The sequence below is a fragment of the Bacillus sp. FJAT-27251 genome (genome assembly GCF_001273925.1).
In the GTDB taxonomy this organism is placed as follows: domain Bacteria; phylum Bacillota; class Bacilli; order Bacillales; family Cytobacillaceae; genus Mesobacillus_B.
Genome location: NZ_LIGG01000001.1, coordinates 1,635,453 through 1,648,553, shown reverse-complemented (window position 1 = coordinate 1,648,553; position 13,101 = coordinate 1,635,453). Strand labels below are relative to the sequence as shown.

The 13,101-nt window shown below is 48.2% G+C and carries 11 protein-coding genes; 9 read left to right on the top strand and 2 right to left on the bottom strand.

What is annotated here, in order from left to right:
- Positions 1-32: 32 nt before the first annotated feature.
- The gene (locus tag ADU22_RS07760; RefSeq protein ID WP_053361645.1) at positions 33-2,105 is read right to left on the bottom strand and encodes a catalase; all 2,073 of its coding nucleotides are present in this window, start codon (positions 2,103-2,105) and stop codon (positions 33-35) included.
- 284 nt (positions 2,106-2,389) lie between these two features.
- Between ADU22_RS07760 and liaG the strand changes: the two genes are divergently transcribed.
- From liaG to ADU22_RS07720, 8 genes are all read left to right on the top strand, one after another.
- Complete coding sequence (gene liaG / locus ADU22_RS07755) at positions 2,390-3,253, top strand: LiaG family protein (protein ID WP_053361644.1); 864 nt, start codon at positions 2,390-2,392, stop codon at positions 3,251-3,253.
- Between the two features lie 206 nt (positions 3,254-3,459).
- Positions 3,460-5,214: a sensor histidine kinase gene (locus ADU22_RS07750; RefSeq protein WP_053361643.1), complete on the top strand. Its 1,755-nt coding sequence runs from the start codon at positions 3,460-3,462 to the stop codon at positions 5,212-5,214.
- The gene (locus tag ADU22_RS07745) at positions 5,201-5,929 is read left to right on the top strand and encodes a LytR/AlgR family response regulator transcription factor (protein ID WP_053361642.1); all 729 of its coding nucleotides are present in this window, start codon (positions 5,201-5,203) and stop codon (positions 5,927-5,929) included. Before ADU22_RS07750 ends, ADU22_RS07745 begins: the two co-directional genes overlap by 14 nt.
- A gap of 188 nt (positions 5,930-6,117) precedes the next feature.
- The gene (locus ADU22_RS07740) at positions 6,118-7,569 is read left to right on the top strand and encodes a carbon starvation CstA family protein (protein ID WP_053361641.1); all 1,452 of its coding nucleotides are present in this window, start codon (positions 6,118-6,120) and stop codon (positions 7,567-7,569) included.
- Between the two features lie 368 nt (positions 7,570-7,937).
- Positions 7,938-8,669, top strand: a complete 732-nt coding sequence (locus ADU22_RS07735) for a DUF3784 domain-containing protein (protein WP_053361640.1) — start codon at positions 7,938-7,940, stop codon at positions 8,667-8,669.
- Positions 8,670-8,748: 79 nt separating this feature from the next.
- A complete protein-coding gene (locus ADU22_RS07730) occupies positions 8,749-9,669 on the top strand; it encodes a ketopantoate reductase family protein (protein ID WP_053361639.1) in 921 nt (306 codons plus the stop codon).
- A gap of 227 nt (positions 9,670-9,896) precedes the next feature.
- Positions 9,897-10,400: a hypothetical protein gene (locus ADU22_RS07725; protein WP_053361638.1), complete on the top strand. Its 504-nt coding sequence runs from the start codon at positions 9,897-9,899 to the stop codon at positions 10,398-10,400.
- Positions 10,401-10,620: 220 nt separating this feature from the next.
- The gene (locus ADU22_RS07720; protein WP_053361637.1) at positions 10,621-11,970 is read left to right on the top strand and encodes a DUF3238 domain-containing protein; all 1,350 of its coding nucleotides are present in this window, start codon (positions 10,621-10,623) and stop codon (positions 11,968-11,970) included.
- 59 nt (positions 11,971-12,029) lie between these two features.
- Here the strand turns inward: ADU22_RS07720 and ADU22_RS07715 are convergent, their stop codons facing one another.
- On the bottom strand, positions 12,030-12,419 hold the full coding sequence (locus ADU22_RS07715) for a thiol-disulfide oxidoreductase DCC family protein (RefSeq protein WP_053361636.1): 390 nt from the start codon (positions 12,417-12,419) through the stop codon (positions 12,030-12,032).
- A 209-nt stretch (positions 12,420-12,628) separates the two neighbouring features.
- Between ADU22_RS07715 and ADU22_RS07710 the strand changes: the two genes are divergently transcribed.
- Entirely contained in the window at positions 12,629-13,015 is a 387-nt protein-coding gene (locus ADU22_RS07710; RefSeq protein ID WP_053361635.1) for a hypothetical protein, read from the top strand.
- Positions 13,016-13,101 lie beyond the last annotated feature (86 nt).

The following is a 13,101-nucleotide window of genomic DNA, read 5'->3' as shown; positions in this document are numbered from 1 at the left end:
CCGGAGGATGCCCCTCCAGGATTTTTTAATCATTAAACTTTGCGGCTCCAGTGCCTGTGGTCGGCCACAGCCTGAATGAAGGAATCCGCCACATTCCCGATGTCATCCTTATCCCTGCTGGCTGTAATACCCGGTCCCGTTTCGGTAGCCAGGATGCCTCCTGCCAATAAAAGCTCGACGCCGTCACCGACTGCTCCAAGCGCCTTGTAATGTTTGTACGTTTCATCAATAAAGTTCAAGGCATCTTTGTTCATTTTAAGCTTATTCACGCTTTCTTCGCCTCCAGCGATAAACACGGCATCAAATTCATAGGGACTGGTTGTCAGAAACGCGTCCGACACTTCGACCTCCTCTCCATTGTCACTTTTGATCATGCCATGGGTTGTGCTGATGATCTTTCCTTGTACACCTTTTTCCTTAAAAGCCATAAGCAGGTGATTCAGTTCCTTGCCGGAAAACCCATTGTCGGCGAGAATCGCGACTTTCCTGGAAAAGGCTGTCTTGACCGTATTCTCCTGGCTCAATGCCGGGGAAGACATTGTCACATCAGCGCCCATATGATCAGTCTGGACTTCCAGCCCAAGACCCGCTCCGATCTGCTCTGCAAGATAGCGGTCGACATTGCTGAACATGTTGACAACCTGCTGGCGGACATCACTGCTCTTGCATTTGCCAAGCTCAAAACGGAAAGCGTTGATAATATGCTGTTTTTCAGGTTCGGACATGCTGTTCCAGAACAATTTCGGCTGGCTGTAGTGGTCCTTGAAGCTGTCGCTGCGGCTGCGGACCTTGCGCCCTTCGACTTTTTCCTGGTAGTGCTCGTATCCGCCTTCTTCCTTGGTCGCTGGTGAAGGCGTGTTTCCAGCCAGCGAGTTTTTATGGTAGCTGACCTGTCCTTTGTGGATAGCCATTTGGTTGTAGCCGTCACGCTGGTTGTTATGCACAGGAGCCACACTGCGGTTGATCGGTATCTGGTGGAAATTCGGGCCGCCGAGACGGATCAATTGTGTGTCTGTATAGGAAAAGAGCCGGCCCTGCAGGAGAGGGTCGTTCGAAAAGTCGATTCCAGGCACGACGTGGCCAGGGTGGAAAGCCGCCTGCTCGGTTTCGGCAAATACGTTATCCACATTACGGTTCAACGTCATTTTTCCAATTTTATGGACCGGAATGATTTCTTCAGGCCAAAGTTTGGTCGGGTCAAGAATATCAAAGTCAAAGCTGAATTCCTCTTCTTCCTTAATCACCTGAATGCCGAGTTCATATTCAGGATAATTGCCCATTTCAATCGCTTCATAAAGGTCACGGCGGTTGAAGTCGGGGTCTTTTCCGGCAATTTTCTGGGCTTCATCCCATACAAGTGAATGGACGCCAAGCACTGGCTTCCAATGGAATTTTACAAAGTGGGAAATGCCCTGTTCGTTTACGAGCCTGAAAGTATGGACGCCAAATCCTTCCATCATTCTGAAGCTGCGCGGAATGCCGCGGTCGGACATTGCCCAAATCACCGTATGAGCTGCTTCTGTATTGTTGGCGACAAAATCCCAGAATGTATCATGGGCATTGGAAGCCTGCGGCATCTCGTTATGAGGTTCGGGCTTAAACGAATGAACAAGATCAGGAAACTTTATGGCATCCTGGATAAAGAACACGGGAATGTTATTGCCAACAAGGTCATAGACTCCTTCTTCTGTATAAAACTTGGTCGCAAAGCCTCTTACATCTCTCACAGTTTCAGCAGAACCACGCGACCCGGCCACAGTTGAGAACCGGACGAAAACCGGTGTTTTCACATTGGGGTCCTGAAGGAACTTTGCTTTTGTCAGATGGGCCATTGACTCATACACTTGAAAATAACCATGTGCGCCGAACCCTCTGGCATGCACGACTCTTTCGGGGATCCGTTCATGGTCGAAATGGGTCATCTTTTCCCTGAAATGGAAATCCTCCATGATGGTCGGACCGCGCTCGCCCGCTTTTAAGGAATGCTCATCCTCCGATACACGCACTCCTTGATTCGTCGTCATCTTTTCACCTGAACTGTCCACGCGAAACTGCTCCAGCTGCTTGTCCTTGCTGGACTCATTAATACGATTTTCCTTTGTCATCCTGGTGGTATTCCTCCCTCTTATGAATTCATACTTTGCTGCCTGCCTGTATAGGCTGTTCGTTTATGTAGATAAAAGCCATTATGTATTACGGCAGCATTAATGCCTATTCCCCTCTTACCTTTCTCAGGTTCGATTAAACATCCCGGCCCAATTTTTATAAAAATGATGTGTGGATTCAGCCTCAGGTCTTAGAAAATGTTCATGCTTTGGTGCATTGAGGGGATCCACGAAATGGAATATGATGGTAGTAACGAAATCCTATTATGAATGGAGTGGAAATGATGCTGAGGGGAATTTTAACGATTTTTTTGGTGATTACCGGATTGTATCTTGCTTTTACAAATTTACCTTCCTTGGGCTGGTTTAATTGGGGCAATGAAGAAGGCCGGGCATTGGCGACGGATAAGATTAAGAACATAGAGATTGAGACATCCAGCGTCCATACGGTGGTTATTCCGGAAGACAGGAACGATGTTGAGACGGAATATGAGGGAAAGGGCAAGGTAACTGCCCAACTGAATGGTGACACCCTCGAGATTCACGCAAAAGGGCCAAAGCTCCAATTTTTCAATATGAATAACGATAAGGAAAAGCTGAAGATTTATGTTCCGGAAAATTACCATCAAAATATGCAAATCAGTGTAGGGTCCGGTTTTCTGTCTTTTGGAGAAGGTTCGCGGAAATCAGCGATGAAGCTGGAGGAGTTGAGGCTAAAGGCAGGTTCCGGAAGAATTGAGATTGGGCCGCTTGAAGCAGGTTCAGTGGACTATGATCTATCGTCCGGGGAGATTGTTTCAGATTCTTTGACAACGAAGAATGGAGTCTTCAAAGTCAGCTCGGGCAGGCTCAAGCTTGATCAATATTCAGGACCCGCTGAAGCGAATGTTTCCTCAGGCGAACTGCATATCAAGATGGAAAAGCTGGCAGGTCCGATGGAGATTGATGTAAGCTCGGGCCATGCGGAGCTGGACCTCCCGGATGATGCCGATTTCGCCCTGAATGGCAAAATCAGCAGCGGAAACATCAGCAACTCTTTTCCTTTAAGCGGGGAAAGCAGCAGCTCCAATAAAATCAAGGGCCATCACGGATCCGGGAAGCACACGATCAATCTAAACGTCTCAAGCGGCAACATCAGCCTCCACTAAAATCCTTTACTCAACGAAAGGGTGCCTGACCCCACTCGCGGTGACGCGTCACCGCGAGTGGGGTCAGGCACCCTTTTATATAGTGAAGCGCCCTCTGCTTTACTGGGTTAATTAAGTTTTCTTTTCGTTTTTACTTCCATTAGAATAATAGGAGAGAGATGGCATCATAGCTGCCTCTAGAGACTCCATTTAAAGGAGGCATTAGCATGTTCGAACTGACGATTACCATGCTGGAGCGGCTCGGCATTATTGTGACGATTGCGTTTGTCCTCACCCGCTTCCCGTTTTTCAGGGATATGGTCTATCGTGAGCAGCTGAACCGCAGGCAGCAGGTAACTGCCATTATCTTTTTCGGGTTTTTCGGCATTATCGGCACTTATACAGGCCTAAGCCTCAGTACGGAGAGCCTCCAGTTTAACCGCTGGACCGCAGACCTTGCTGCCGATGAAGCGATTGCTAACTCGCGGGTTATTGGTGTAGTCCTTGCCGGCCTTCTTGGCGGATACAAGGTTGGTATTGGTGCGGGGTTGATTGCCGGAATCCATCGTTTTACCCTCGGCGGTTTTACTGCCCTTGCCTGCGGACTGGCTTCCATTATTGCCGGAATCCTCTCCGGGGCGCTTCACCGTAAAAACAAGCGTGTCAACTTGAAGTCCGCCTTCCTGGTTGGGGCCTTGGCAGAAGCGATCCAGATGCTCATCATCCTGCTGCTTGCCCGGCCGTTTGACAGGGCCGCAACACTTGTGAAAATTATCGGTGTCCCCATGATTCTCGCCAACGGATTGGGCTGTGCCTTATTTTTGTTAATTATAAACAGCGTTATTAACGAAGAGGAGAAGGCGGGAGCCATGCAGGCACAGAAAACACTAAGGATTGCGGACCAGACCCTTGCCTATCTAAGGAACGGAATCAATCCAGCTTCGGCCAAAGCAGTTTGTCATATCCTTCATAATGAAATTAAGACCAGTGCCGTGGCGATGACCAACCTTAAGGAAATCCTTGCGCACGTCGGACTTGGGTACGATCATCATAAATCGGAAAGCCCGATTCAGACCCAAATTACAATTGATGCCATAAAAAAAGGGGGAATTATTTCCGCCGGCCATGAATCCATCCATTGCCGCGTCACAGGCTGCCCGCTCGGAGCCGTCGTCATCGCGCCCCTCAAGCAGCGGGGAGAAACCATTGGTACGCTCAAGTTCTATTTCCGGTCCGAAAAGGAAATCACCAATGTGGTCATGGAACTTATTTCAGGGCTGAGCGCGATGATGAGCAGCCAGCTGGAAGTAGCCGAAGCGGATAAAGCCCATCAGCTGGCCAAAGAGGCAGAAATCAAGGTCCTTCAGGCACAGATCAGCCCGCACTTTCTTTTCAACACCTTGAATACGATTGTATCGCTTGTCCGGATCGACCAGGCCAAGGCGCGAAAACTGCTAATCTCCCTGTCCCATTATCTTAGGCAGAACATGTCCGCCACAACCCACAACATGGCAACCCTGGAGCAGGAGCTGCGGCATGTAAAAGCCTACCTGGAGATTGAGGAAGCAAGATTTGTGCAAAAACTGCAGGTTTTTTACGATATCGATCAAGAGGCTTTGCTGAAAAAGCTCCCGCCCCTGACCTTACAGCCAATTGTGGAAAATGCGATCAAGCATGGCTTCAAAGATAAGGAAAACAATTGCGTCGTCACCATCACTATAAAAAAACTCGACGGGGGGACACTAGTCAGAGTCGAAGACAACGGCCATGGAATGGCAGGTGAACGCACCCGGCAGGKGGTTAAAGCGCCGATTGAGTCCGAGACTGGTACAGGCCTGGCACTTTATAATGTAAACCGGAGGCTCACCATGATGCTTGGCGATTATGCCAAACTACAAATCAAGAGTGAACCTGATAAAGGCACAGAGGTCGCCTTTTTCATCCCACATGCAGAGGAAGATAATAAAAATGGAAGCCATTAGAACCTTAATTGTTGATGATGAATTATATACCCGTGATGAACTTAGGCACTTATTGCGTGCCTACCCGTCCATCCAGGTGGTCGGCGAGGCGGAGTCTGGGGAAGCGGCAGTATTGAAGGCCATCCAGCTTCAGCCTGATGTGGTTTTTTTGGACGTCGAAATGCCGAGGATGAATGGAATGGAAGCGGCAAAAGCACTGATGGAACTGAAAAAAGTGCCCTTGGTCGTATTCGCGACTGCCTACCCGGAGTTTGCTGTTGAAGCCTTCCGGTACGATGCGGTCGACTACCTGCTTAAACCGTATGATGAGGAGCTATTGAAAGAAACCATTGTAAGAATTGAAAAGAAGCTTGCTGCTTCCCTTAATGAAGAACCTGGAAGATCTCCCGGAAAACTCGCCGTGGAATTAGAAGGAGAAATCTTTTACCTTGAGCCAAAAGATATTATGTATATCTATCGGGATGACAAAATCACAAGGCTTGTCGCAAAAAGCGGCGAGTATGAAACAAAGACCCCTCTTAAAGATTTGGAAAGCAGGCTCCAAAACTTTGGGTTTTTCCGGATTCATAAAAGCTATCTGGTGAATCTACAATATGTAACCCGTATGACCCCGTGGTTCAATGGCGCTTTCCAGCTGCAAGTTGAAGGAAGGGAAGAAATGCTTTCGGTAAGCCGGAACTATGTGAAAAATTTAAGAATGCGGCTGGAAATATAATATTTCCGCCGCATTTTTTACGGCTCGCAATGATTTTCCTGAGGATGGCTCATGCATCTTAATCCTGAAATAAAGCGCTTTAATTCCGTTTTCCGACCTTTCAATCCCGATTATCCCCCTTTTTCTTTCATTCTATTATACTAGAAATGAAAACGTATTCATTATATTAAAACAAAGGGGGATATATCATGATTACATTTTTAGCGGCTATTGCCCTTTTAATTGTAGGTTATTTCACGTATGGCAAATTCGTTGAAAGAGTTTTCGGTGTAAAGGAGGAAAGAGCCACTCCTGCTTACGTCAACAATGACGGTGTTGACTATGTACCGATGAGCACACCGAAGAATTCGTTGATTCAGTTATTGAACATTGCCGGTACCGGCCCGATTTTCGGACCAATTATGGGAGCGCTTTACGGACCGGTTGCGTTTATCTGGATTGTCATTGGCTGTATTTTCGCCGGTGCTGTCCATGACTATCTTACAGGAATGATTTCCATCCGCAACCGCGGAGCCCATCTGCCCGAGCTTGCAAGCAAGTTCCTGGGGAAAGTCATGAAGCATGTGGTCAATGCTTTCGCTGTGCTTCTCCTGCTTTTGGTTGGTACCGTTTTCGTTTCTACGCCGGCGAGCCTTCTGCATGTCCTGATGGACGGGAAAGTAGCACTTGGCATCCTTATTGCGGTTATTTTCATCTATTACATCCTGGCTACATTGCTGCCAGTCGATAAAATCATAGGCCGCGTCTACCCATACTTCGGCGCATTGCTTGTCATCAGTGCTCTTGGAGTCGGAATCGGACTTGTCGTCACAGGCGCGCCAATCCCGGAATTGTCACTTACTAATTTCCACCCTGCGAACGCAGCGATTTTCCCGCTGATTTTCTTTACCATCACATGCGGAGCGCTGTCAGGGTTCCATGCTACGCAAACACCAATCATTTCACGTACCACTCAGAAAGAGAAGCAAGGACGCAAAATTTTCTACGGCATGATGATCGCAGAAGGAATCATTGCGATGATCTGGGCAGCCGCTGCCATGAGCCTTTTCAATGGCTACGGCGGTTTGCAGGAAGTCTTGGCAGCAGGTGGCCCTGGAGCGGTTGTAAGCGAAGTATCGACAGCGATGCTTGGAGCGTTCGGCGGTACACTAGCGGTGCTTGGAGTTGTTGTTCTGCCAATCACTTCCGGAGACACAGCTTTCCGAAGTGCGCGCATGATCATTGCTGAATACCTGAACATTGCGCAAAAGAAAATTTCCAGCCGCCTTTGGATTGCCGTTCCTTTATTTGCAATCTCTGTTGTTCTTACACAAATCGACTTTAACCTTCTGTGGAGATATTTCAGCTGGGCCAACCAGGCAACGGCCGTTATCGCCCTGTTCGTAGGCGCCATGTATCTCTACATCGCCAAAAAGAATTACTGGATTGCGCTGATTCCGGGAGCCTTCATGCTGGTAATGGTTATTACCTATATCCTGAATGCACAGATTGGATTCCGTCTGCCGATGAACATCGCCTGGATTGGCGGCTTCATTGGAACAGCCCTCCTTGTAGCCCTGTTCTTCTCGGCAGCCAAAAAGGCGCGGGCGAACAAGCTTCCGCTTGAAGAGGACGTATCCGATTACAATCAAGTCGCATAATGAGCTGCTGTCGCCCTGAATATCGCAAAGTGGTAAACGAACAGGAAGAGAAGGTGAATCAGAAAGGGAGGGATTCCCTTCCCCTCCTGGCCAAAATCATCATTGTGATCATAAGTGCTGCAGCAATCGGAACAGCATTTCTGCTATAAACATCAAAAGCACGCGACCATCGCGTGCTTTTATGCATCACCGCACCCCCGGGTGCCTGACCCCCGGTGCGTTAATGCGGCACAGCGTACAGACATAGGCATGACATGGCATGGCGGATTTGTCTATTTCCCCCGCCTATCCGTCCTTTTTCTCCTTCCCCCCTCTAGTTAGTGTAAATGGTACAATGAGGAAAAGAGTGTTATCCGGGAGGGATGGAAATGTGGGGAATGGCCGCTGTTCAACTATTTATTATCCTGCTGTTTCTTTTGTTTGCCTGGGCCATCAGGAGAAAAAAAGCGTACTGGCTGATTTCAGGCTTTTCCACGAGGCCAAAGGAAGAACAGCAGGAATTGATTGAAAATGGAATGCCGCAAAAGACAGGAACATTGCTGCTTGTTACGGCCGTTGGCATGCTGATGCTGCTGCCGCTTGTCTTTACACCATTCCCTTTTGCCATGGAAGTCCAATTTGGTTTCATGCTGGTGTTTCTGCTCGGGGGATTTATTTACTTATCAAAATATGAAACCGTAAAAAAGCGAAAACGGAGCTACCTTTTTTCTTCCCTGCTGTTTATCGGGACAATAGGGTTGGTTTTCGGGCTTTATTTCGCTGGCTATCAGGATTATGAGCTGAATATCGCTGGCGAAAAATTTGAAATAACCGGATTGTACGGAGATGAATGGCAGACGAGTGACATCAAGGAGATTCAGCTGCTTGATGAAATGCCTGAAGTAACCTGGAAGGAAAACGGCTTCGGGCTGGCCACAATGTCAAAAGGCCGATTTACCGTGGAAGGGTATGGAAGTTCATTGCTCTTTATAAGGAAGGGAGCCCCGCCTTATCTCTACATCAAGCTTGAGGGCCAACACATCTTTATTAACGGTAAAACCGCCAGTGAGACAGAAAGCTGGTATGAGAATCTGCGCAAAACCATTCAGCCTGCATCATGATGCAGCATTAAACAGCAAAAGGGTGCCTGACCCCCGGCGCGGTGAAGTGGGGCAGCCCCTGACTTAAGGAGGTTATAAGATGAGAATTTTAATAGTTGGAGCTGGCGGAATTGGCGGCTACTTTGGCGGTAGATTGCTGGAAAAAGGTGCGGATGTCACCTTTTTGGTGCGGGAAAAGCGGAAGCAGCAGCTTCAGGAGCATGGTCTGGTGGTAAGGAGCATTCACGGAGATCTGCATGTTCACCAGCCCAAAACGCTTTTGAGCGGAGAACAGGCAGAGACTTTTGACGTCATCCTGCTGTCAACGAAGGCTTATCACCTGCAAGGAGCCCTTGAAAGCATTCAGCCTTATGCAGAGGAAAACACCTTGATCCTTCCGCTTTTGAACGGAATCGCCCATATGGACGCACTAAAAGCAGCCTTTGGAGAACAAAACATACTTGGCGGCCTCTGCTTCATTGAAACAACATTGGATGAGGACGGAACGATCATCCAGACAAGCCCAATCCATGACCTTGTGTTCGGGGAGTTGTCCGGAGAAAAAACAGAACGCATTCTCAGGCTTGAAGACGCATTCAAGGGAACAAAGGCCCGCATCACCCTCTCAGACCAAATTCAGCAGGATATGTGGCATAAATACTTGTTCATTTCCACCTTAAGCGGCGTCACTTCGCTGTTCCAGGCTCCCATCGGTCCAATCCGGGACCAGGAGTATGGACTTGAAACGGTACGCAGCCTCCTTGCAGAGTGCGGCAGAGTCATGAGAAGCGTAAATGCCCCGCTCGCCGGGAACATTGAAGAAGTCCAGGCTGACAAAATAATGCAGATGGGCTATAACATGAAATCCTCCCTGCAGCGGGATATGGAAAAAGGGCTGAAAACAGAAGCCGACCATTTCTTTAAGTATCTGCTCGATCTGGGGAGAGCCAATAACATTCATACACCGGTCATTGCCGCCATTTACACCAATCTCAAAATATACGAAACTTCGTTACACTAAAGCTTTACTCTAACAAAGGGTGCCTGACCCCCGGCGCGTTGCTGTGGTGCAGGCCCCCTTTTCCTCTTCCACCTCTCCTCCCCTCCCTGAATTATTTCAATATACTAATTTCTTGAATAAAATGAGAAGTCTCATTATAATATAATAGCTGTCTTCCTATTCTGAAAGCGCTGTATGGTGCATGGGAAGCACAGCGATACATCCATCAATTGACGGAGGAGATTTCCATGAAGAAATTATTATTATCTTTCATCGCTATCACCCTTGCCATGGTCCTGTCAGCTTGCGGCGGAGAAAACAAGGAAGCCGAGCAGGATACCACGGCGAAAGAAGGAGCAAGCGAGGAAACCAATATTAAAAAGCCGCTTGTCCAATATTACATGGGCATGGTGAAGACGATCAATGAACATGATGCAGAACTGAACGCCTATGAACAAGCGGAAGAGCCGGCTGCCGACATGAAGGCTGCTGCAAGTTCATCTGCCGCTGCTGTTGCTGAAGAAGTGCAAAAGCTTGAAATCCCTGAAGAATTGGAAGAACAGAAGGCAGATATGGAGAATGCAGTCAGTGACATCATCTCTTCCTATGAAATGAAGGCGGAAGAGCTGGAAAAAGATGCCCCTGCGCTTGATGAAGCCAATGAGCTGTTCGCCCAAGGCGTTGAGAAGCTAGGCACCATTTTTGAAAATGCAGGACTGCAAAAACCAGGTTTGGCAAAAGAAGTGTATTAATACCTTTACCGCCATAGCTGCGCAATAGCTGAAAGAAATACAGACAGAATGAGGACCAGCACTCTTATGTGCCGGTCCCTTTTTATTGCTACTATCCGAGTTTTTCAGGTCCTCGCTGCCACCAGTGTACCATCAACTTCCGTCATCCAGATGTGTGCCTCCCTTATTTAACGGGTAAATCAAGGAGAAAACATCTGCTGAAAAAACAGCAGGATTTTTCATGAAAGAGGTGGTACAGATCATGCCAGCATGCCAGACCAGCAGCGATAGAAAAAAGAAGGCCGCCCGTTATTCTGCCGTGGCTTTGGGACTCACAGGGGCCGCTTACCTAATAGCAGCGCAAAAAAGAAAAAAACAGGCCGCCCCCTCTGTTCCTTCCTTTATGCTCGATTTTATAGAGCAAAAAGAGGACCAGATTACACTTGCATGGCCCCATATCGGAGAATCCTACAGGGTGTACCGCAACGGCCAGGTCGTCTATTCAGGACGGGAACCGAGGTTAACGGACACCAGCCTCCTGCCTGGAACCATTTATTCGTACAGCATTCAATGTCTGGACGCCCAGGACGAGTCCATTGAAAAGATCAAAGTGCAAACCGCAACAGCTGTCAGCGAAAAGCGATCCGAAAATGTCCTTGTTGATTCCATTTTTACCACGGTCGTGACGAAAGGGCAGATTAGCCTGGAGTGGGAGCCGATTGATGGAATAGAAGAATATATGGTTATTCGCAATGGATTGGAAGCCGGAAAAGTAAAGAAATGTTTATTTATAGACTTGGAAGTAGAAGATCAGGAGGAATACACCTACACCATCAGTGCACGGCGTCCGCTTGAACTGTCGGAACAGGAAGCCAGCGAGGGCAAGTCGCTTATGGCCAACATATTAGGCTTGTTAAAATGGGACACTTCAACACAGAGAACTGCCATGGAGGAATTTGAAATCACCACCAGGATTGCTCCCCTGAAACAGCTTTTAGAAGGTGAAAAACAGAAATCCCCTGAAGATAGTCAATCAAAAAAGCATTTGCGCTACAGTACCTTCCTGCCGCAAAAATGGCTGAAGAATCCGAATGCAGCCTCGAAATACCATTATTTTAAAGGCGATCACCGGGGATTCAACCCGGACTCCCCCCAATATCGGACAAGGGCCGATGTACATCTGAACATGAGCGGAGAGGACAATGTAGAGCTCGTTAAATCAGTCGGGACAACCAAGGCGTACAACTGGCTGCGAAGCTCCATCGGGGAAGGACAGGCCTCCGATGAGGGAATTACAGTCGAAAAGGTTTTTAATACAGACGAAAAGGTCGCATTCCAACTGAATCATTCTGTAGGGAATCCTCTCGTCCTTTCGCCTGCCATTGATTATGAGGTCCATGCCACTTTTTACCATAATGGTGAAATGGATATTGCCGGAAACCACGACCAGGCCCCCCATCATGAGGTGTATCTGAAATCCGTGGATTCCCCCCACTGGGAAACCATCCATCAATCCCGCAGCAAAGGGCTGGAAATGATGGCCCCGCCAACAGCAAATAAATTATGGCGATACACCACGTTTACCATCTAGACAGAAAAAAACAAAAAGGAAGGAACAGATCCCATACAGGCTGTCCCTTCCTTTTACGTTTATAAAAATCGCTTTCTGACGCTTGGCGGCGGCAGCATGCAGCTTTCCTTTTTCCCAAACCATTTATAGCGGTTTTTGGCAATCACATCATAGGCCGCGTTCCGGATTGGGGCCGGAATAATGATGAGGCCGTAAAGCAGCTTCCAGGCTCCCTTCAGGTGGCGGCTGATCCTCAGGGCCGCAGCCGATTTATAATACACCTTGTCGCCTTCAACCAATACCATGCTGTCAACATCATCCCGGATATGGTGCTTCCTTGCCAGTTCTTCTCCTGCATCGCTCTGCAAAGAGGCAAATTGGAAGATCCCTTTTGGATCCCGCTGTATGATAAACTGTACGCTCGCATCGCAAAAATTACATTCACCATCAAACAAGACTACCGGATTCATACACTTCCCTCCTAAAAGAGATGCTAGTTTTAAAAATAATGCTTCTTTTATACTTTATCCGTTTCACTAATGTAGGAAACATTTTGCCGCATCCTCCCCCCCTGGAGACCCAAGTGGTACTTTCATCCAATACAAMCCTGCAGGTTGGTTCCCGCCTCCAGCGGGGAATAGCATAATAAAGGTCAAAATTTGCCAACGGAGGGATTCATGTGAAAAAAATACTGTTACCCTTTATGAGCGCCGTCTTATTGGCGGCCTGCAGCGGCGAGGAAGGTACGGATACACCGAACCCTGAGGAGGCAAGTGCGCCGCCCGAGTTCGAAACGGACGGGATGACGCTTGAACAGCTGGAAGAAACGCTGCACCCTGGCACCGACCTGGATACGTATGGAATGGAAGTCCAGGCATTGGTCCAGCAGGGAAGAATTAATATCCAGGAAAAAGTGCAGCTCTCGGATGATGGAAGCTCCCATGCAGACATCATTGCCGCAAAAGACGGCTTCCTGGCCGTCGTTAACGATGGCAACCAGGTCACACATACAGAAAAATTTGATACAGCGGATGCCGCCCGGACCTATCTCGACCACGAACATTAAGCTATCGCTTTAGCCACTGGAACCCTGTAAAGAGAAGCAGGGTTCTTTTTATGACCCTAAAGCGGCAGCTGCTTTATGCTTACATT

What these genes read in the sequence shown, in the direction of transcription:
- ADU22_RS07730 (WP_053361639.1), top strand. Translation starts at nt 8,749, where the DNA reads ATGAGAATTTTAATAGTTGGAGCTGGCGGAATTGGCGGCTACTTTGGC.
- liaG (WP_053361644.1), top strand. Translation starts at nt 2,390, where the DNA reads ATGCTGAGGGGAATTTTAACGATTTTTTTGGTGATTACCGGATTGTAT.
- ADU22_RS07725 (WP_053361638.1), top strand. Translation starts at nt 9,897, where the DNA reads ATGAAGAAATTATTATTATCTTTCATCGCTATCACCCTTGCCATGGTC.
- ADU22_RS07735 (WP_053361640.1), top strand. Translation starts at nt 7,938, where the DNA reads ATGTGGGGAATGGCCGCTGTTCAACTATTTATTATCCTGCTGTTTCTT.
- ADU22_RS07720 (WP_053361637.1), top strand. Translation starts at nt 10,621, where the DNA reads ATGAAAGAGGTGGTACAGATCATGCCAGCATGCCAGACCAGCAGCGAT.
- ADU22_RS07760 (WP_053361645.1), bottom strand. Translation starts at nt 2,105, where the DNA reads ATGACAAAGGAAAATCGTATTAATGAGTCCAGCAAGGACAAGCAGCTG.
- ADU22_RS07715 (WP_053361636.1), bottom strand. Translation starts at nt 12,419, where the DNA reads ATGAATCCGGTAGTCTTGTTTGATGGTGAATGTAATTTTTGCGATGCG.
- ADU22_RS07745 (WP_053361642.1), top strand. Translation starts at nt 5,201, where the DNA reads ATGGAAGCCATTAGAACCTTAATTGTTGATGATGAATTATATACCCGT.
- ADU22_RS07740 (WP_053361641.1), top strand. Translation starts at nt 6,118, where the DNA reads ATGATTACATTTTTAGCGGCTATTGCCCTTTTAATTGTAGGTTATTTC.